A 21,924-nucleotide genomic window follows, 5' to 3' on the forward strand; every position below is an offset into this window, starting at 1 on the left:
CGAAACGGTGCCGATGACGGAAAACGATCTCGATACGGACAAGCGGCCTTCCCCCGACGCCCTGCTGGAAAGCGCCAACCGCGAGGGGCGAGGCCAGCTGAAGATCTTTCTCGGCGCCGCCCCCGGCGTCGGCAAGACCTATGAGATGCTGATGTCGGGCCGGGCGCGCCGGGCCGACGGTGTCGACGTCGTCGTCGGCGTCGTCGAAAGCCATGGCCGCAAGGAGACGGAGGCCCTGTTGCAGGGCTTCGAGATCATGCCCCGGGTGACGGTCGACTACCGGGGGCGGGTGCTCGACGAGATGGACCTGGACGGGCTCCTGGCGCGGAAGCCGGCGCTCGCCCTGGTCGACGAACTGGCCCATAGCAATGCCCCGGGCAGCCGGCACCACAAGCGCTATCTCGACGTTCTCGAACTGCTCGACCGGGGCATCGACGTCTATACCACCCTGAACATCCAGCATGTCGAAAGCCTGAACGACGTCGTCGCCCAGATCACGCGCATCCGGGTGCGGGAGACAGTGCCCGATTCCATCATCGACCGGGCCGACGATATCGAAATCATCGACCTGACGCCGGACGACCTGATCAAGCGGCTGCACGACGGCAAGGTCTATGTCCCGAAGACAGCGACCCGGGCGCTGGAGAATTACTTCTCGCCCGGCAACCTGACGGCGCTGCGGGAACTGGCCCTGCGCCGGACCGCGCAGCGGGTCGACGACCAATTGCTCAGCCACATGCGCTCCCACGCGATCCAGGGGCCGTGGGCGGCGGGGGAACGGGTGCTCGTCTGTATCGGCGCCTTCGCGCGGGGGCCGTCCCTGGTGCGCTATGCCCGGCGCCAGGCGGACCGGCTGCGCGCGCCCTGGGCCGCCCTCTATGTCGAGACGCCGCGCGCCCTCGGCATGTCGGAAGCGGACAAGGACCAGGTCGCCGCCACCCTGCGCCTGGCCGAGCAATTGGGCGGCGAGGCGATCATCCTGCCGGGGCAGGAGATCGCGAAGGAAATCCTGCGCTACGCGACGGCCAACAACTACACCCATATCATCGTCGGCAAGCCCGACAAGCCGCGCTGGCGGGAATGGCTCGGCGGCTCGCTGTCCCATGAATTGATCCGGGGGGCGGGCGATATCAGCGTCCACGTCATCTCCGGCCGGGCGGGGCCGCCGCCGGCCAACCGCGGGGTCGCGGCGGCGGCGGCCCCCCGGCTCGACCCGAAACCCTATGCGCTCAGCACCGCCTATCTCGGCCTCGCCCTTCTGGGCGGTGCCGTGCTCGACCGGTTCCTGGATGTCCAGAACATCGCCCTGGTCTTTCTCACGGCGGTGCTGGCCTCCGCCCTCAGCGGCGGGCTGTGGCCCGCGCTGTTCGCCTCCGTCGCCGGGGCGCTGGTGTTCAACTTCTTCTTCCTGGCGCCGCTCTATACGTTCACCATCGGCAGCCCGGAAAGCATCGTCGCCTTCGTCTTCTTCCTGGGCGTGGCGGTCGTCTCCAGCAATCTCGCCGCCCGCGTGCACCGGCAGGCGGCGGCGGCGCGACAGCGGGCGCGCATGACCGAGGATCTCTACCTCTTCTCGCGGAAACTGGCCGAGGCGGCCACCCTCGACGACGTGCTCTGGGCGACGGCCTATCAGATGGCGTCGATGCTGCGGGTGCGCGTGGTCATCCTGCTGCCGGAGAACGAGTCCCTTGCGGTCAGGGCGGGTTATCCGCCGGACGATACGCTGGTCGATGCCGATATCGCCGCCGCCCGCTGGGCCTGGGAACACGACCGCCCGGCGGGCCGCGGCGCCGAGACCTTGCCCGGGGCCGCCCGCCTCTACATGCCCCTGCGGACCGGTCGGCGGGCGGTCGGTGTCGTCGGCCTCGACAGCGACAGGCAGGGGCCGCTGCTCTCACCCGAGCGGCAGCGGCTGTTCGATGCCCTGGCCGATCAGGCGGCGCTGGCGATCGAACGCATCCAGCTCGTCGCCGATGTCGACAAGGCGCGGCTGGCCGCCGAGGCGGAAAAGCTGCGCGCCGCCCTGCTGCGCTCGATCTCGCATGACCTGCGCACGCCGCTGTCGGCCATCCTCGGCACCGCCAGCGCGCTGCGCGACTTTGCCCCAAGCATGCCCGAAGCCGACCGCGCCGACCTGCTGGCGACCGTGGTCGACGAGGCGGAGCGGCTGAACCGCTTCATCGCCAACCTGCTGGACATGACCAGGATCGAGGCCGGGGCGCTGGAGCCCAATGCCTCGGGCCATTTCGTCGGCGATATCGTCGCGACGGCGCTGCGCCGCGCCGCCAAGGTGACGGGGCCGCGCCGGATCGAGATCGACATGCCGGGCGACCTGCCCATGCTCAGGCTGGACGCGGTCCTGTTCGAACAGGTGCTGTTCAACCTTCTCGACAATGCCGCCAAATATACCCCGCCGGCCTCGACCATCGGGGTCCGGGCCTGGGCGGAGGGCGCCGCCGTCGCCATCCAGGTGACGGACGAGGGGCCGGGCATCCCGCCGGACAGCCTGGAGCGGGTCTTCGACAGTTTCTACCGTGTCGGCAAGACCGACAGCGTGCGGGCGGGAACCGGGCTCGGGCTTTCGATCTGCCGCGGCTTCGTCGAAGCCATGGGCGGCACGATCGCGGCCGGGAACCGGACCGACCGCAAGGGCGCCGTGTTCACCATCAGGATGCCGGTGCCCGACCAAACCCAGCTCTTGGACGAAGCGACATGACGGGCACCAACGTCAGGATATTGGTCGTCGACGACGAGCCGGCCATCCGCAAGCTGGTCCGCGTCGGCCTCGGGGCCCAGGGCTACGACATTCTCGAAGCGGGCACGGCGGCGCAGGCGATGGAGGCGGTCAGGGCCGGCCGGCCGGAACTCGTCCTGCTCGACCTCGGGCTGCCGGACATGGCGGGCCTCGACCTTCTGGCAAGGTGGCGCGCCCAGCCCCTGGACCTGCCCATCGTCATTCTGTCCAGCCGGACCGACGAGGCGGGCATCGTCAATGCGCTCGAGCTGGGCGCCGACGATTACGTGACCAAGCCGTTCGGCCTGAAGGAACTGGTGGCGCGCATCCGCGTCGCCCTCCGCCACCGGCTGCAGCAGCAGGGGGAACGGCCGGTGTTCCAGACCGGCGAGCTTTCGGTCGATCTCGTCCGCCGCCTGGTCAAGGTCGGCGGCCGGGACGTGAAGCTGTCGCCGAAGGAATACGAGATCCTGCGCATCCTGGTCCAGCATGCGGGCAAGGTGATCACCCACCGGCATCTTCTGGCCCAGGTCTGGACCGGGGCGACGGATGTCCAGTATCTCCGGGTCTATGTCCGCCAGCTGCGCCAGAAGATCGAGCGCAGCCCGGACGAGCCGCATTACATCCTGACCGAGACCGGCGTCGGCTACCGCCTGCGCGAGGCCGATCCCGAGCCTGCCCCTCCCGAGCCCGCACCTTGAGCGCGGTTCAGCGCACCGGCCCGAGCAGGAACTGGCGAAGCGCGCTGCGGCCGGCACGGCCGATCGCGATGGGCGACGCCAGCCCCGCCAGATGGACCAGGGCACTGTTGCGGTCCGGGGTTTCGATGCGCTCGATCCGTTCCGTATTCAGGATCAGGGAACGGCTGATGCGGCGGAACATGGGCTTCGGCAGCATTTCCTCCAGCCGCCCGATCAGGGCATTGGCCAGCAGCGGCGCCTCATCCTCCAGGTAGAGGCGGGTATAGTCGCGCTCCGCCTCCAGGCAGAGAATGCGCCGGCAGTCGACCATGCGCGTCTCGCGGCCGTTGGAAACCTGCACCGAGCGCGGCTGGGGGCGGGCCGCGGGCCGGTGCTGCTGGATCGCCGCCTCGGCCTTCAAGGTCCGCTCGAGGCGCTGCACGGCGACGGCGAAACGCGCCGGGTCCAGCGGCTTCAGCAGAAAATCCACGACCTGGAAATCGAAGGCGCGCAGCGCATGGTCCGAATGGGCGGTGACGAAGATCACCTTGGGCGGCCGGGCCAGGGCGGCCAGGAGATCGAAGCTGGTGGCCCCGCCGATTTCGATGTCGAGAAAGGCGGCGTCGGGCCGGGTCTCCTCGATCAGCCGGGCCGCCTCGGGGACGGTGGCGGCCTGGCCGACCAGGTCCAGCCCCGCGGCCTCGATCAGCCGGGCCAGGCCGCGGCGGGCCGCCGGCTCGTCGTCGACCAGGATCGCCCTCACCGGGGCATCCCTTCGAGGCGGAGCACGGTGAGCACGTCGCCCCCCTCCTGCCGGCGGCTCAGGTCATGGCGGCCCGGATAATGCAGGGCGAGGCGGGGTTCCAGGGGCGGCAGGGGGGTGCGCTGGCCCCGGCTGTCGTGGAAGCGCAGGTCGCCGCTGCTGCGGATCCCGATCGTCAGATCGTCGCCGGCGACGGCGAAGGTGACCTCGATCGCAACCTCGCCGTCGGCGTTCGGGATACCGCAGACGACCGCCGCCTCGACCAGCGGGATGACCAGGAAGGTGGGCAGCAGGCGGTCGCGGGCTTCCGGATCGGCCTCGATCCGGTGGACGAGGCGCCGGTCGTCGCGCAGGGCGTGAATGCCGAGAAACGAGCGGATGGCGCTGATTTCCGCGGCAACCGGGGCAAAGGGGATATCCGCCGTATCCATCGACAGGCGCAGGTAATTGGTCATTTCGCGCAGCCGGCTCAGGGCGCGCTTCGGCCGGTCGTTGATATCGACCGCAAGCAGGTTCAGGCCGCTGAAGATGAAATGCGGGTCCAATTGCTGGCGCAGGCGCCGGACTTCGGCGTGTTCCGCCTCGCGCTCCGCCTTCAGGGCGCGCAGGGCCGCCTGATTGGCCAGAAACTGGATATGCAGCCACAGGCCGGCGAAATTGAAGGTAGAGAAGATGAAGAAGTAATAGATGAAGCGATGCGCGATGTTCAGGTTCAGGCGGCCCATGCCGAAAGCCGCCTGGCGCTCGCTGACCAGGACCAATGCCAGCATGGCCACGGTCGAGACCAGGGCGAGGCCGAAGGTCACCGCCACCGCCCTTATATCGAAGCCCGAGGTCGCGCCGTGCCGGATCAGATACTGGTTGATGCCGAGGACGAGAACGAAGGCCGTGTCCATGGCCAGGGAAAAGGCGATCACGGCCGGCTTGTCGTCGAGGGCGCTGAAGCGGGCGATCAGGCCGAAGACATAGATTGAAAAGGCGCCGAACACGAAAAGAAGGACGGCGCCGCGATCACGCTTTTTCTCAGGCAGATCCATCGTGAAACCGCACGAAAAAATGGTAAAACCGGTCTCATGCTCGCGAACAAGAACCGAATCCTGCCGAACACTATAGGGCGTTGACGGGGTGTGGCCACGGGCCTTCTACAGCCGGATGGCCCGATTTCTCATTAACTATACCCGTTTCGTCGCCTAATTTTCCCGCTTCGTCGATCGCCGTTTGTTGCCCGGGGGGCAGGGCGCCAATGATCGGCCCGTATCGCCGCAGCCCATGAGGCGATCATTTTCCCCGGGCCAAGCCGCACGCCCGCTGGTAAGGCCATACTGGGGAAGCGGGCACCGGGGCGACCAGCGCCCGTGCCCAGGGGGATGGGATCGCCATGATGCCATCCCCCCTTTTTCCCGACCGTCGGGGATCACTCGGGCTCCCCCGCCAGGCGCAGGCGGACGATGGCCATCGGGCCTTCCTGCCGCATTTCGAAGCTGTGGCGCCCGGGGTAGTGAAGTTTCAGCCGGTTGCGCAGGTTGCTGAGCCCGGTGCCGGTGCCCGCCACCCCCTGGATCTGGCTGCCGAAGCGCAGGTCGCCGGTATTGCCGACGGTGACGAGAAGATCGTCGCCGGCAGCCTGGAAGCCGAGGGCGATCCGGATCAGGCCGTCGTCGCCGGCGAAGCCGTATTTCACCGCGTTCTCGACCAGGGGCTGGACGAGGAAGGTCGGGATCATCCGGTCGCGCGCCGCGCCGTCCACGTCGATGTCGTAGAGAAGGCGCGGCGCGAAGCGCCCGACCTGCACTTCCAGGTAGGAGTGCAGGGCCGCCACCTCGGCCGAGACGGGAATGAAGGGAATTTCCGCCGTATCCAGCGAATAGCGCAGGTAATTGGCCATTTCGCGCAGCATGGCCAGGGCCTTCTGCGGCTGGTCCATGATGTCGACGGCGATCATGTTCAAGCCGTTGAAGATGAAATGCGGGTCCAGCTGCTGGCGCAGGCGCCGCACCTCGGCGAGATTGACCTCGCGCTCGGCCGCCGCCACCCGCAGGTTTTCGCGAAAGCGGACATGAAGCCAGAGGGTGAGGGAATTCACCGTCAGCGGGATGAAGAAATTATAGGACGCCCGGTGCTGCAGCGGCATCTGCAGCGTGTGGAACTGCAGGAGCGCCGTGTCCTCGACCGCGACCGTCACCGCCACCATGAAGACCGAGGTCAGCGCCGACAGCAGCACGACGATGCCCCAGGCCGCGAGCCCCAGGTCGGCGATCCGGCTGCGGCGGATGAAGGCGCGGGACAGCAGCAGGACGGCGATCATCAGCGTGTCGATGCCGAGGGAAAACAGCCGCGAGGCCAGCGGTGTCGGCAGCACGTCGAAGCGGACGAGAATGCCGAAGCCGTAGATGATGAAGATCATGAAGGGGAACAGGCGCCAGAAATGATCCGTCTCCGGATCCCGGCCGTATTCCCCCCGCGGCTTCCGGTGCCGGCCGAAGCACCGCAGCGCGGCGAAAAGGCTGGTGCCCCCCCCGTCCTGACCATCGGCGGCCCCCGGCCCGGGCATGGATGATTTCGCGGCCAAGAGCGGCGCTTTCCTCGATAGTCGTGCCGGCCAAGGCTGGAAGGGCGGGCCGCGATTTGCAACGGTAACTTGATGCCTGCCCGCTTCGTCGACGAAACAGCCCGCTTCGTCGAGTAGGGCTTCCTCCCGCCCTCGGTAAGGATTTATTTACTAAGGGTTACCCCTTGGGGAAGGGGCGGGGAGTCGCGACCATGATCCAGGCGGAACGGCATCATCGGGACCAGTCGGGCGGCACGGCCGAGTGCTTTGGCCGCACCCCCCTGCGCCGCCTGCTGACGTCTTCGACCGCCCTGGTGCCGTCGCGCCTCGTGATGGTCGCACTTGCTGCCGGCTTCGGGGCCGGCGCCGCCCGGGCGCAGGACGGTTTGACGCTGCCGGCGGGCGGCGCGCTGGTCGGCGGCAACGCCACCGTCAGCACGCCCGAGGCCGGCCGCCTCGTCATCGACCAGTCCAGTGCCAAGGCGGTGATCGACTGGCAGGGCTTCGATGTCGGCGACCGGGCTTCGGTCCGCTTCAACCAGCCGGATGCCCAGGCGATCACCGTGAACCGGGTGACCGCGGGCGGCGCCAGCCGGATCGACGGCCAGGTTTCCGCCAACGGCAAGGTGGTGATCCTGAACCCCAACGGCGTGCTGATCGGCCCCGGCGGGCGGATCGATGCCGCCGGCGTTGTCGCCAGCACCTCGAAGATCGATGCCGATGCCTTCATGGCCGGCAACGGCAATCTCACCTTCACCCCTGGCGGCAATGCCGGGGCCGAGATCGCCAACGAAGGCACGATTACGGTCGAAGGGGCGGGCATCGCCGCCCTGGTCGGCCCCAATGTGCGCAACACGGGCACCATCAAGGCGGTTGCCGGCAAGGTGAACCTGGCGGCGGGCGAGACCTATACCCTCGATCTCGCCGGCGACGGGCTGATCGAATTGGCGGTCACCGGCTCGGGCCGCCGGCTCGACCAGGCGGGCGTGGTCGAGGGCGGCACGGTGGTGATCTCCGCCGATGCGGCGTCGGATGTGGTCGCCAATGTCGTCAATATCGGCGGCGTCACCCGCGCCACCGCGATCAGCGTCGATGGCGGCGAGATCGTGCTGGACGGCGGCGCGGGCGGCATTGCCGTCACCGGCACCGTCGATGCCTCCTCCGCCGCCGGGGCGGGGGGAACGGTCACGGTCACCGGCGCCACGGTCACCCTTGCCGGCGGCGCCAAGGTCAAGGCCGATGGCGCCACCGCCGGCGGCACGGTGCTGATCGGCGGCGACCGGCGCGGCGGCAAGGTCGAGGCGGAGAAACTGGTGCCGAAGCCGGTGCCGACCGCGGCCAGCACCACGGTCGAGAGCGGCGCCGCGGTATCCGCCACCGGCGGCAGCGGCCCGGGCGGCGCCATCGTCGTCTGGGGCGATCAGCGCGCCTCGGTTTCCGGCCTGCTCGCGGCCGGCGGCGCCGGCGGCGGCTTCATCGAAACCTCGGGGCTGGAAGTCCTGCTCGACGGCGCCGCGATCGACGCCGGCAGCGGCGGCCAATGGCTGCTGGATCCGACCAATTACAACCTGAACGCCGCCGCCGCGACGACGATCCAGAACACCCTGAACTCGGGCACCAATGTCCTGATCGAAACCGCCGACGCCGGCGCCGGCGCCGGCGACATCATTGTCGCCAGCTCCGTCATCTGGGGCAGCGGCGCCACCCTCGAACTGGCGGCCCATCGCAACATCACGGTGAATGCGAACCTGATCGCCAGCGCCGGCGGCGACCTGACACTGCGCGCGGACAAGAACGGCACCGGCACCGGCACGGTGACAGTCGCCGTCACGCCCGGGCTTACCGCCGGCAGCGTCTACAACATCTATTACAACCCGGCCGACACGGACAGCGACGGCCAGAAATACGACAATCCCGCCACCTATGCCGCCGGCGGCGGCGCCCGCACCGCCTGGATGCTGGTGAACAACGTCAACGACCTTCAGGCGATGCGGGACAATCTGTCCGGCACCTATGCCCTGTCGCGGGATATCGACGCCAGCGCCACCGCGACCTGGAACAGCGGTGCCGGCTTCGTGCCGGTGGGGGCCTCGGGCAGTTCGTTCACCGGCAGATTGGACGGCCAGGGCCATGTCATCGACGGTCTCTATATCCGCCGGACCGCTAACTATACCGGGCTTTTCGGAGAATCGGGCGGTTCGATCCGCAACCTCGGCCTGGTCGATGCCAATGTCACGGGCGGCCAATTCACCGGCGCCCTGGTCGGCAGGCAGGTGAGCGCCGGCACGGTCGCCAATGTCTTCGTCACCGGCACGGTTGCTGCACCCCTCGGCTACGTCGGCGGCCTCGTCGGCCTGGACGCCGGCAGTATCACCGATTCCTGGGCTTCGGCCACGGTCAGCGGAACCAACGTCTACGCCGGCGGCCTCGTCGGCCTCAGCAGCGGTGTCCTTGCCCGTGTGCATGCCTCCGGTGCTGTAACCGGGCAGAGTTATGTCGGCGGATTGGCCGGCTCGATCACCGGCGGCACGCTTACCGACGGTTATGCCACGGGGTCGGTCACGGCCTCCAGTGGCGCCGCCGGGGGCCTTGTCGGATGGGTGACCGGCTCCACCCCTGTTTCGATCGACCGCGCCTATGCCACGGGGGCGGTCACCGGCCCAAGCCGCGGCGGGCTTATCGGGATCATCTTGGTGGGTTTGGGTGCCATCACCCTGACCGATACCTATTGGGATGCTGCCACCACCGGCGTCGGCGTCGCCTATGGCAGCCTCTCCGGCATTGCATCGATCGACGCGACCAATATCGCCGCCCAGCCCTATGCCGCGGCCAGCTACACCGGCTTCAATTTCACCAATACCTGGTATATTGCCGAGGGCAGCACCCGCCCGATCCTGCGCAACGAATATTCGACCACGATCAGGACTGCGCACCAGTTGCAACTGATGGCGCTGAACCTCGGCGCGTCCTATACGCTCGCCAACGACATCGACTTCGGCGCCGAAATCGCCGCCGCCGGCGCGGTGTGGAACCCGGCCACCGGCTTCGTGCCGGTAGGGGCCGCGAGCAATTCGTTCACCGGCGCCTTGGACGGCCAGGGCTATGTCGTCGAGGGTCTCTATATCAGCCGGACCGGTAGCGATACCGGGCTTTTCGGGTATTCGGGCGGTTCGATCCGCAACCTTGGCCTGGTCGATGCCAATGTCACGGGCGGCAGTTACACCGGCGCCCTGGCCGGCAGGCAGTCGAGCGTCGGCACGGTCGCCAATGTCTTCGTCACCGGCACGGTTGCTGCAACCGGGGTCTCGGCCGGCGGCCTCGTCGGCGTGAACAACGGCAGTATCGCCGATTCCTGGGCTTCGGCCACGGTCAGCGGAACCGGCGCCTACGTCGGCGGCCTCGTCGGCACCAGCAGCGGCAGCGGTGTTCTTGCCCGTGTCCATGCCTCCGGTGCTGTAACCGGGCAGGTTTATGCCGGCGGATTGGTCGGCTCGATCACCGGCGGCACGCTCACCGACGGTTATGCCACGGGAACGGTCACGACCTCCAGCTCCAGCGCCGGGGGCCTTGTCGGATCGGTGAACAGCATCACCCCTGTTACGATCACCCGCGCCTATGCCACGGGGGCGGTCGCCGCCAGCGCGGTCCGCGGCGGGCTTATCGGGATCATCACGGTGGATTCGGGTAGCACCACCTTGTCCGTTACCCGTTGGGATGCCACCACCACCGGCGTCGGCATCGCCTATGGCGGCCTCATCGGCAGCCTGTCGATCGACGCGACCAATATCGCCGCCCTGCCCTATGCCGTGGCCAGCTACCCCGGCTTCGTTTCCAGCAATGCCTGGTACATTGTCGAGGGCAGCACCCGCCCGATCCTGCGCAGCGAATATTCGACCACGATCAGGAATGCGCACCAGTTGCAACTGATGGCGGTGAACCTCGGCGCGTCCTATACGCTGGCCAACGACATCGACTTCGGCGCGGCGCTGGCCAATGCCTCGGACGTCTGGAACCCGGCGACCGGCTTCGTGCCGGTGGGGGCCGCGGGCAGTTCGTTCACCGGCGCCTTGGACGGCCGGGGCCATGTCATCGACGGTCTCTATATCAGCCGGACCGGTAGCGATACCGGGCTTTTCGGATATTCGGGCGGTTCGATCCGCAACCTTGGCCTGGTCGATGCCGATGTCACGGGCGGCATTTACACCGGCGCCCTGGCCGGCAGGCAGTCGAGCGCCGGCACGGTCGCCAATGTCTTCGTCACCGGCGCGGTTGCTGCAACCGGGGTCTCGGTCGGCGGCATCGTCGGCGTGAACGAAGGCAGTATCGCCGATTCCTGGGCTTCGGCCACGGTCAGCGGAGGCAGCGGCTCCGCCGGCGGCCTCGTCGGCACCAGCAGCGGCAGCAGTGTCCTTGCCCGTGTCCATGCCTCCGGTGCTGTAACCGCGCAGAACTATGCCGGCGGATTGGTCGGCTCGATCACCGGCGGCACGCTTATCGACAGTTATGCCACGGGAACGGTCACGGTCTCCAACATCGGCGCCGGGGGCCTTGTCGGAGTGGTGATCAGCGTCAACCCTGTTACGATCATCCGCGCCTATGCCACGGGGGCGGTCGCCGCCGGCACGGCCCGCGGCGGGCTTATCGGGGTCATCACGGTGAGTTCGGGTAGCACCACCCTGTCCGCTACCCGTTGGGATGCCGCCACCACCGGCGTCGGCGTCGCCTTTGGCAGCCTCTCCGGCAGCCTGTCGATCGACGCGACGGATATCGCCGCCCAGCCCTATGCGGCGGCCAGCTACGCCGGCTTCGATTTCACCGATACCTGGTATATCGCCGAGGGCGACACCCGCCCGATCCTGCGCAGCGAATATTCGACCACGATCAGGAATGCGCACCAGTTGCAACTGATGGCGCTGAACCTCGGCGCGTCCTATGTGCTCGCTAACGACATCGACTTCGGCGCGGCAATCGCCAATGCCTCGGAGGTCTGGAACCCGGCGACCGGCTTCGTGCCGGTGGGCAGCACTGCCAATCCCTTCACCGGCCAGTTGGACGGCCAGGGACATGTCGTCGACAGCCTCTTTATCTATCGGCCCGGCATCGGACAGACCGGCCTGATCGGCCGGACTGCGAACGCGACCATCGGCAATATCGGCCTGGTCGATGCCGATGTCACCGGTGGAGCCCAGAGCGGCACGCTGGTCGGGCGCGCCGTGGGCGGCAGCATTGCCAACGCCTTCGCCACGGGCAAGATGACCGAGGCCGTGGTCGGGGCGGCGGTCGGCGGCCTGATCGGGGATCTGAGCGCGGGGACACTTGCCGATTCCTGGGCCGCCGTCGATGTGCTGTCGGACTATTACGCCGTGGGCGGGCTGGTCGGGTACGGCCAGGCGGTAACCATCATCCGGTCTCATGCCTCCGGCACCGTCTCCGGCGTGGGCAGTATCGGCGGGCTGGTCGGCCAGTTGGGCAGCGGTCTCGGCGCGAGCGTGGTCGACAGCTATGCGACCGGCGCCGTGACCGGGACGTCCGCCGTCGGCGGCTTGATCGGCGGCTATATCTACAATTCGACCTTGAGCAATGTCTATGCCAGCGGCGCCGTCAGCGGGAGTACCGATGTCGGCGGGCTGGTCGGCGGTCCTGCCGGGGCGGGGGCCATCACCGGCAGCAATGCCTATTGGGACGCGACGACCACCGGGCAGAGCCAGGGCATCGGCAATGCCACCGGCGCCGGCGGCCTTGCCGTCACCAACATCAGCGCGGCCCCCTATGTCGCCGCTTCCTATACCGGCTTCGTTTCCTCCAATGCCTGGTATATTGTCGAGGGCAGCACCCGCCCGATCCTGCGCAGCGAATATTCGACCACGATCAGGAATGCGCACCAGTTGCAACTGATGGCGCTGGACCTCGGCGCGTCCTATGTGCTGGCCAACGACATCGACTTCGGCGCGGCAATCGCCAATGCCTCGGAGGTCTGGAACCCGGCGACCGGCTTCGTGCCGGTGGGGACCTCGGGCAATCAGTTCACCGGCGCATTGGACGGCCGGGGCCATGTCATCGACGGTCTCTATATCAACCGGACTGGTGACGATACCGGGCTTTTCGGGCGGGCGAACGGTTCGATCCGCAACCTTGGCCTGGTCGATGCCAATGTCGCGGGCGGCGCCCGCACCGGCGCGTTGGTCGGCTACAATCTGAACGCCGGCGCGGTCACCAATGTCTTCGTCACCGGCACGGTTGCTGCAACCGGTAGCAACGCCGGCGGCATCGCCGGCGCGAGCGATGGCCGTATCACCGATTCCTGGGCTTCGGCCACGGTCAGCGCAACCATCGGCTACGCCGGCGGCCTCGTCGGCCTCAGCGGCGGTGTCCTTACCCGTGTCCATGCCTCCGGTGCCGTAACCGCGCAGAGCTATGCCGGCGGATTGGCCGGCTCGATCGACCGCGGTTCGGTCACCGACAGTTATGCCACGGGAACGGTCACGGTCTCCAGCATCGGCGCCGGGGGCCTTGTCGGAATTGTGAGCAGCATCGCCCCTGTTACGATCACCCGCGCCTATGCCACGGGGGCGGTCGCCGGCGCGGCCCGCGGCGGGCTTATCGGGATGATCACGGTGCTTACGGGTCCCGCCGACCTGATCGATACCTATTGGGATGCCGCCACCACCGGCGTCGGCGCCGCCTATGGCAGCCTCTCCGGCGGTGCATCGATCGACGCGACCAATATCGCCGCCAATCCTTATGCCGCGGCCAGCTACCCCGGCTTCGATTTCACCAATACCTGGTACCTTGCCGCGGGCAGCACCCGCCCGATCCTGCGCAGCGAATATTCGACCACGATCAGGAACGCCCACCAGCTGCAATTGATGGCGCTGGACCTCGGCGCGTCCTATGTGCTCGCCAACGACATCGACTTCGGCGCGGCAATCGCCAATGCCTCGGAGGTCTGGAACCCGGCGACCGGCTTCGTGCCGGTGGGGACGCTGGCGACCCCCTTCACCGGCGCGCTGGATGGCCAGGGCCATGTTATCGACGGGCTTACCATCAACCGTCCTGCTGCCAATCAGGTCGGCCTTTTTGGCCAGACCTCGTATGCGGTCATCGGCAATATCGGGCTGGCCAACGCCAGTGTAACCGGTGCCAGCGAGATCGGCGCTTTGATCGGGCGGGCCGTGGATGGCAGCATCACCAATGTTTTTGCCACGGGATCGGTGACTTCAGGATCGGGGACCGCGGTCGGCGGGCTCATCGGGAAATTGAGCGTGGGAACGCTTGCCGATGCCTGGGCGGATGTCGATGTGAGGGCCAGTTCCTTCGCCGCAGGCGGGTTGGTCGGCTTCAGCGAAGCGGCCATTGTCCGCGCCCACGCCTCCGGCACCGTCAGCGGCCAGGGCTATAGCGGCGGGTTGGTCGGCCAATTGGGCGGCCCGGGGGCGAGCATCACCGACAGCTATGCCACCGGCGCCGTGACGGGGACGACTGCCGTCGGCGGGCTGGTGGGCGCCTTTATAAGCAACTCGACCCTGACCAATGTTTATGCCAGCGGCACCGTCACCGGGACCAGCGCTGTCGGCGGGCTGGTCGGCGGCCCCAATGGAGGGGGGGCAACGATCACCGGCAGCAATGCCTATTGGGATGCGACGACCACCGGGCAGAGCCTGGGCATCGGCAATGCTACCGGCGCCGGCGGCCTTGCCGTCACCAATATCGGCGCGGCGCCCTATGCCGAGGCCAGTTACACCGGTTTCGATTTCACCAGCATCTGGTATATCGCGGAAGGCAATACCCGGCCGCTCCTGCGCAACGAATATTCGACCACGATCTACAGCGCCCATCAGCTGCAGTTGATGGCGCTGGATCTTGCCGCGTCCTATACGCTCGGCAGCGACATCGATCTGGGCGCGACGCGCGCCTATGCCGGCGAAGTCTGGAACACGGCGACCGGCTTCATGCCCATCGGCAACTCGACGACCGCCTTCTTCGGCGATCTCGACGGTGGCGGCCATGCCATCGACGGGCTCTACATCAACCGCGCCACCACGGACAATGTCGGCCTGTTCGGCCAGATGGGCGATTTCGCGGCCGACAGCGGCAGGATCTCCAATCTTGCCCTGACCAATTTCAATGTTTCCGGCAGCTCGTCGGTCGGCGGCCTGGTCGGAAGGGTCGTCGGCACGGCGGCGGCGACCCATGCCTTCGACACGATCACCCTTTCCGGCCAGGTGGCGGCTGCCAACTTCGGTGCCGGGGGCCTGATCGGCCAGACGATGGGCGGCAATGTTTCGGTCGGCACGATCCGGGCCGATGTGACCGCATCGGCCAACAGCACCGCCGGCGGCTTGATCGGCGCCTTCAGTGCCCCGACCCAGCAGGTCACGATTGCCGATGTGAACCTGACCGGCACCATGGCTGCCGCCAGCGGCGGTGCCGGGGGGCTGATCGGCTACAGCGATATCAGTGCGACCACCAGCCTGACGATCAGCGGTATTACCCTCGATGTCGCCGTTTCGGGTGGCAAGTGGATCGGCGGGCTGGCCGGCGGATTCGGTATCGCGACCTTGAGCAACCTGCGGGTTCTTGCCGTGGTGACCGGCACGCCCTCCTCCTATGCCGTCGGCGGGTTGGTAGGGCAGGGCAGCGGCAGCTTCACCGATGTCGAGGCGAAGGTGGACGTCACCGGCGGCAGCTATGTCGGCGGGGGACTTGGGCAGGCCCAAACGGCGGGCTCGATCAGCTTCGCGGATGTTTCCCTGACCGGCACCGTGAGAGGCTTGTCGGCCGCGGCGGAAAGCGACGTCGGTGGGCTGGTCGGGGATGGCGGTTCAAACGTCCTGACGATCAGCCGGACCTATGTCGGGGCCGCCGTCTCCTCCGCGGGGGGGGCCTTGGGCGGGCTCGTGGGCCATCATTTCGCCACCGTGAACATCACGGACAGCTACGCCACCGGCCCGGTCACCGCCGGGGGCAGCAATGTCGGCGGCCTGATCGGCCGGACCCTCAATGCCACGATCACGGACAGCTATGCCAGCGGTGCCGTTACCTCGTCCCTGGCGGGGGCCGCGACCGGCGGCCTGGTCGCCTCGGCGTTGGGGACGGTGAGTGTCACCACCAGTTACTGGGACCTGGGCACCACGGGCCAGAGCGCCAGTGTCGGCGGCGGCACCGGGATCGCCTCGGCCGATGCCCGCACCGAGGCCAGCTATGCCGGCTTCGATTTCACCAGCACCTGGTACATGGTCGAGGGCGAATTCCGCCCGATCCTGCGCAGCGAATATTCGACCACGATCCAGACCGCGCATCAGCTCCAACTGATGGCGACCAACCTCGCGGCGGATTACACGCTGGCCAATGACATCGACCTCGGCGCCGCCCTCGCCAACCCGGGCGAGGTTTGGGACACGGCCAAGGGCTTCCTGCCTGTCGGCGATAGTGCAACCAGATTCACCGGCACGCTGGACGGCCAGGGTCACGCCATCGACGGCCTGTTCATCGATCGGCCGGCGACCAACTGGGTAGGCCTTTTCGGCGTTATCGACGGGGCCGGCGCCGGCGTTGCCGACCTGGTCCTGACCAATGTCGATGTGACGGGCCGGCAATTGGTCGGCGCCGTCGCCGGGGTGGGTGAGCTGGGGACCCGTTTCAGCGATATTCTGGTGATCGGCGCCGTCGAAGCCGGCAATGGTTATGCCGGCCTGCTGGTGGGGTCGTTCAACAGCGGTGTCGCCACCAGAATCGCCGCGGAGGGCAGCGTCAAGGGGGGGACGGGGTACCTGGGGGGCCTGATCGGCAGTCTCACTATTGCGACCGTCAGCGACGCCTATAGCGGCGCGACGGTCATCGGCACCAACGCTTTCGCGGTCGGCGGCCTGATCGGCGGCACCTTCGGCGCCTCCGTCCTCCGCTCCTATGCCGTCGGCGATGTTTCCGTCGTTTCCGGCGCCAGTGAGGTCGGCGGCCTGATCGGCTTCGTGGGCAGCGCGTCCACCTTGACGGAAACCTATGCCAGCGGCCGGGTCACGGCCACCGGGCCGGATGTCGGCGGCCTCGTCGGCAGGTTCTCCGGCGCCGCGACCGCTACCGCCAGCTATTGGGATGTGACGACCACGGGCCAGGCGGCCAGTGCCGCGGGCACGGCGATCACGACGGCGCTGGGGGCCTTCACCGCCAATACTTATACCGGCTTCGATCTCGCCGGCACCTGGTACATGGACCCGGATGCGGCAGCGGGCAGCGCCGGCCGTCTCCGCCCCATGCTGCGCAGCGAATTCTCGACGACGATCCGCACCGCGCATCAATTGCAGTTGATGGCGCTGGATGTCGCCGCCGATTACACGCTGGCGAATGATCTCGACCTCGGCGCCTCCCTTGCCAATGCCTCGGACGTGTGGAAAGCCGCCACCGGCTTCATGCCGGTGCAGGCGGGGATCACCCTGTTCTCCGGCACCTTCGACGGCGGCGGCCATGTGATCGACGGCCTGGCCATCACCGGCAGCGGTTCCAGCCGTACCGGCTTGTTCGGGTATCTGTCCGGTGCGACGGTCACCGATCTCACCCTCGCCAATGTCGCCATCGTCGGCGGCACCTTTTATACCGGCGCGCTGGCCGGTGCGCCGGGCGTCGACGCCAGCCTGGTTTCCAATGTCCATGTAACAGGAACAGTTTCAGGCGGCAACTATGTGGGCGGTATCGCCGGCAGTTTCAACGGCACGCTGACCGGGTCGTCCAGCACGGCGACCGTCAGCACGACGGCCGAGGCGGCCGGCGGCCTTCTCGGCGAACTCGGCGGTAGCGGCAGCGTGATCGAATCCTGGGCTTCCGGCGACGTCAGGGCCGGGACCAATCTGGCCGGCGGTCTCGTCGGCGTGTTGCAATCCTCCTCCGCCGTCGCCCGGTCCTATTTCACCGGCACGGTGACGGCCGCCAATTATGCCGGCGGCCTCGTCGGCATCGCCAATTTCTCCGCGACGATCACCGACAGCTACGCGCTCGGCGCCGTGGTCGCGACCGGCACCTATGCCGGCGGCCTGGTCGGGCGCCTGAACGGCACCACGATCACGTCGAGCTACGCGGCCAATTACGTCACCGGCAGCAACAGCGGCGGGCTGGTCGGCCTCTATTCCTCCGGTACGGCCGCCAATGCCTATTGGGACACTGGGATCAGCGGCCGCGCCAATGCGGCGGGGTCCGGCACGCTCACCGGCACGTTCAGCGGCGTGCCCGCCGCCCAGCTGAAGGCCGGCCTGCCGCCGGGCCTTTCCGCGGCGGTCTGGGGCACGCTCGCGGATACCGCCTATCCCTATCTGGCGTGGCGCTTCCCCGCTGGGGTCAGCGTCCTGGCCGGCACCTCCGGCCTTGTCGGGCGCGGCGTTTCCTTCACCCTGGGGGGCGAGGTGGTCGGCCAGGCCATCGCCGGCGCCGACGGTTCCTTCTATGCCATGGTGGATCCGGTCGCCAGCGGCGGCATGGCCCTCGCCTGGGGGGACGGCCGCCTGGCCTCGACCGCGGGCGTGACCACCACCGCGCAATCCGCTTCCGCCCGCGACTTCGTTGCGGTGGCGGGGGCGACCGGCGGGCACGGCCTCGGCTTCAGCCTCAACACCGACGTGCTCGACGTCGCGACCGCCGGGGGCACGCTCTCCGCCGCGCTGGCGGCGATGGCGGCTGCCGCGGGCACCACCCCGGCCGCGCCCTATCTGTTCACGATCAGTGGCGGCGATCTCGCCGTCGCCGCGGGCAAGAGCCTGGAATTCGCGGCCGGGGGCAGCGCCTTCACCCTCGATGCCTCGATCGCCGCCACGGGGGCCGGCACCATTCTCCTGCGCCTGACCGCGGCCGACGGTACGCTCACCCTCAACAGCGGCGAAAGCCTGGGCGCGGCGGCGACCACCGGCGCCGCGGTCGTCGTGGTGGCGCCGAAGCTGGTGAACAATGCCGGGGCTTCCGCCCTTTCGGTTGCCGCCGGCGCCCGTTCTCTCGTCTATGCCGACGATTGGGCGACCTCCAGCCTGGGCGGCCTCGGCGGTGGGGACCGGAACATTTATAACGCCACCTATGGCAGCCTGGCGCCGGCCTCGGTCTCCGGCACGACATCGAAGATCGTCTGGAAGCGCCAGCCGACTTTGACCGTCACCGCGGCGGACGGCAGCCGGACCTATGGCGCGGCGTTTTCCGGCGGCTCGGTCAGTATCGCCGGCCTCGTGAACGGGGACAGCGCTGCCGCCTATACCGGTACCGCGGTGGTTGCGGATTCGACCGCCATTGCCGCCGATGCCGGCAATTACGCCGGCGGCCTGACCGCCAGCGGTCTCAGTTCCGCCGTCGGCTATGCGATCGCCTATCAGGCCGGCGCCTTGACGGTGGATCAGGCGGTGCTGACCGCGACCCTGACCGGCAGCGTGGTCAAGACCTACGACGGCACCGACAGCGCCACCCTGACGGCCGCCAACTACAGCCTCAGCCCGCGGCTGTTCACCGATGTCGTCTCGCTTCAGCCGGTGCTGTCCGGCACTTACGACAACGCCAATGCGGGGACGGGCAAGGTGGTGTCGGTCGCCGGCCTGGCCCTCACCGGTGCCGATGCCGGCAACTATCGCCTGGCCTCGACCGCGATCAGCGCCCCCATCGGTCAGATAAACGCGGCCATCGTGACCGTGACGGCGGGCCTTACCGGCTCCGTCAGCAAGATCTACGACGGCAACAACACGGCGACATTGACCGCGGCCAATTTCACGCTGACCGGCTACGCGCTCGGGGATGAGGTCGAACTGGTGCCGGTCCTGGCCGGCACGTTCTCGGGCACGGATGTCGGCGCCGGCCTCACGGTCACCGTCGCCGGTCTCAGCCTGACCGGCAGTGATGCGGCCAATTACGCGCTGGCCTCGACCACCGTTCAGGCCTCGATCGGGGAAATCACCCGGAAGACCCTGACCGCTGCCCTGGTCGGCACCGCCACCAAAGTCTACGACGGCGACACCGCCATTGCCCTGGCCGCCGGCAATTATCAGCTGAACGGCGCGGTCCTGGGCGATGGCGTCGCCCTGGTGCCGGACCTGACCGGCACATTGTCGAGCACCGGGGTCGGCACGGGAAAGACGGTGAGCGTCTCGGGCCTTGCCTTGTCGGGCCTGGACGCGGGCAATTACACCATCGCCTCCACCCTGTCGGGGAACATCGGCACGGTGGAGCAGCGCGCGATCACGGTCACCGCGACCAGCCAATCCCGCGTCTATGGCGACGCCAACCCGTCTCTGGCCTATTCGGTGACGGCCGGCACGCTCGTGGCCGGCGACAGCCTGAACGGTTCCCTGTCCACCCTCGCGACGCTCGCATCGCCGGTAAGCAGCTACCAGATCGCACAGGGCACGCTGAACAGCAGCAACAACGCCAATTACGCGATCACCTTCGCCCCCGGCACACTGACCGTAACCCCCGCCGCCCTGACGGTAACGGCGACCGCGGGCCAGTCGAAAGTCTACGGCGACCTCGACCCCGCGCTGGCCTACACGGCCACGGGCTTCAAGGCGGGCGACACGGCGGCCCTGCTGACCGGCTCTCTGACCCGGACCGCGGGCGAGAACGCGGGCGACTACGGGATCACGCTGGGCGGCGTCTCGGCGGGTGGGAACTATACGGTGAGCCTGTCGGGGTCGCCGAGCTTCCGGATCACGCCGGCGGCGCTGACGGTGACGGCGACCGCGGGCCAATCGAAGGTCTATGGGGACCTTGACCCTGCGCTGGCCTACACGGCCACGGGCTTCAAGGCCGGCGACACGGCGGCCCTGCTGACCGGGGCGCTGGCCCGGGCCGCAGGCGAGAACGCGGGCGACTACGGGATCACGCTGGGCGGCGTCTCGGCGGGCGGCAACTACACGGTGAGCCTGTCGGGCACACCGAGCTTCCGGATCACACCGGCGGCCCTGACGGTAACGGCGACCGCGGGCCAGTCGAAAGTCTACGGCGACCTCGACCCCGTGCTGGCCTACACGGCCACAGGCTTCAAGGCGGGCGACACGGCGGCCCTGCTGATCGGCTCTCTGACCCGGGCCGCAGGCGAGAACGCGGGCGATTACGGGGTCACGCTGGGCGGCGTCTCGGCGGGTGGGAACTATACGGTGAGCCTGTCGGGGTCGCCGAGCTTCCGGATCACGCCGGCGGCGCTGACGGTGACGGCGACCGCGGGCCAATCGAAGGTCTATGGGGACCTTGACCCTGCGCTGGCCTACACGGCCACGGGCTTCAAGGCCGGCGACACGGCGGCCCTGCTGACCGGGTCTCTGACCCGGACCGCGGGCGAGAATGCCGGCGACTACGGGATCACGCTGGGCGGCGTCTCGGCGGGCGGGAACTACACGGTGAGCCTGTCGGGCGCACCGAGCTTCCGGATCACACCGGCAGCGCTGACGGTGACGGCGACCGCGGGCCAGTCGAAGGTCTATGGGGACCTTGATCCTGTGCTGGCCTACACGGCCACAGGCTTCAAGGGGGGCGACACGGCGGCTCTGCTGACCGGGTCTCTGACCCGGGCCGCGGGCGAGAACGCCGGCGACTATGGGATCACGCTGGGCGGCGTCTCGGCGGGCGGGAACTACACGGTGAGCCTGTCGGGGGCACCGAGCTTCCGGATCACACCGGCAGCCCTGACGGTAACGGCGACCGCGGGCCAGTCGAAAGTCTACGGTGACCTTGACCCTGCGCTGGCTTACACGGCCACAGGCTTCAAGGCCGGCGATACGGCGGCCCTCCTGACCGGGTCTCTGACCCGGGCCGCGGGCGAGAACGCGGGCGACTACGGGATCACGCTGGGCGGCGTCTCGGCGGGCGGCAACTACACGGTGAGCCTGTCGGGCACACCGAGCTTCCGGATCACACCGGCAGCCCTGACGGTGACGGCGACCGCGGGCCAGTCGAAAGTCTACGGCGACTTCGACCCTGTGCTGGCCTACACGGCCACAGGCTTCAAGGCGGGCGACACGGCGGCCCTGCTGANAGCTTCCGGATCACACCGGCGGCCCTGACGGTAACGGCGACCGCGGGCCAGTCGAAAGTCTACGGTGACCTCGACCCCGCGCTGGCCTATACGGCCACAGGCTTCAAGGCGGGCGACACGGCGGCCCTGCTCACCGGCTCTCTGACCCGGGCCGCAGGCGAGAACGCCGGCGATTACGGGATCACGCTGGGCGGTGTGTCTGCGGGCGGGAAC

The 21,924-nt window shown here is 68.3% G+C and carries 7 protein-coding genes; 4 read left to right on the forward strand and 3 right to left on the reverse strand.

The genetic code is table 11. The features are described from left to right. Positions 1-13: 13 nt before the first annotated feature. Both DKG75_RS21380 and DKG75_RS21385 read left to right on the forward strand, forming a co-directional pair. The gene (locus DKG75_RS21380; RefSeq protein WP_109923218.1) at positions 14-2,716 is read left to right on the forward strand and encodes a sensor histidine kinase; all 2,703 of its coding nucleotides are present in this window, start codon (positions 14-16) and stop codon (positions 2,714-2,716) included. Beyond that, positions 2,713-3,435 (forward strand): response regulator transcription factor, encoded by a 723-nt coding sequence (locus tag DKG75_RS21385; protein WP_109923219.1) that lies wholly within the window; start codon positions 2,713-2,715, stop codon positions 3,433-3,435. Before DKG75_RS21380 ends, DKG75_RS21385 begins: the two co-directional genes overlap by 4 nt. Before the next feature lie 7 nt (positions 3,436-3,442). On the opposite strand, the gene DKG75_RS21390 is transcribed toward DKG75_RS21385, so the two are convergent. The 3 genes from DKG75_RS21390 to DKG75_RS21400 form a co-directional block, all read right to left on the reverse strand. After that, positions 3,443-4,177 (reverse strand): LytR/AlgR family response regulator transcription factor, encoded by a 735-nt coding sequence (locus DKG75_RS21390; RefSeq protein ID WP_109923220.1) that lies wholly within the window; start codon positions 4,175-4,177, stop codon positions 3,443-3,445. Next, on the reverse strand, positions 4,174-5,214 hold the full coding sequence (locus tag DKG75_RS21395) for a sensor histidine kinase (RefSeq protein ID WP_109923221.1): 1,041 nt from the start codon (positions 5,212-5,214) through the stop codon (positions 4,174-4,176). The genes DKG75_RS21390 and DKG75_RS21395 overlap by 4 nt, the downstream gene beginning before the upstream one ends. A 377-nt stretch (positions 5,215-5,591) precedes the next feature. After that, positions 5,592-6,746, reverse strand: a complete 1,155-nt coding sequence (locus DKG75_RS21400) for a sensor histidine kinase (RefSeq protein WP_133637049.1) — start codon at positions 6,744-6,746, stop codon at positions 5,592-5,594. Positions 6,747-7,057: 311 nt separating this feature from the next. On the opposite strand from DKG75_RS21400, the gene DKG75_RS21405 reads away from it, so the two are divergent. Continuing rightward, positions 7,058-21,739, forward strand: coding sequence for an MBG domain-containing protein (locus DKG75_RS21405; RefSeq protein ID WP_425319016.1), 14,682 nt, complete (start codon positions 7,058-7,060; stop codon positions 21,737-21,739). 53 nt (positions 21,740-21,792) lie between these two features. After that, the coding region (locus tag DKG75_RS23890) for an MBG domain-containing protein (RefSeq protein WP_425319017.1) at positions 21,793-21,924 on the forward strand (132 nt) is incomplete at its 3' end.

Origin of the sequence: Zavarzinia compransoris (assembly GCF_003173055.1) — a bacterium.
In the GTDB taxonomy this organism is placed as follows: Bacteria; Pseudomonadota; Alphaproteobacteria; order Zavarziniales; family Zavarziniaceae; genus Zavarzinia; species Zavarzinia compransoris.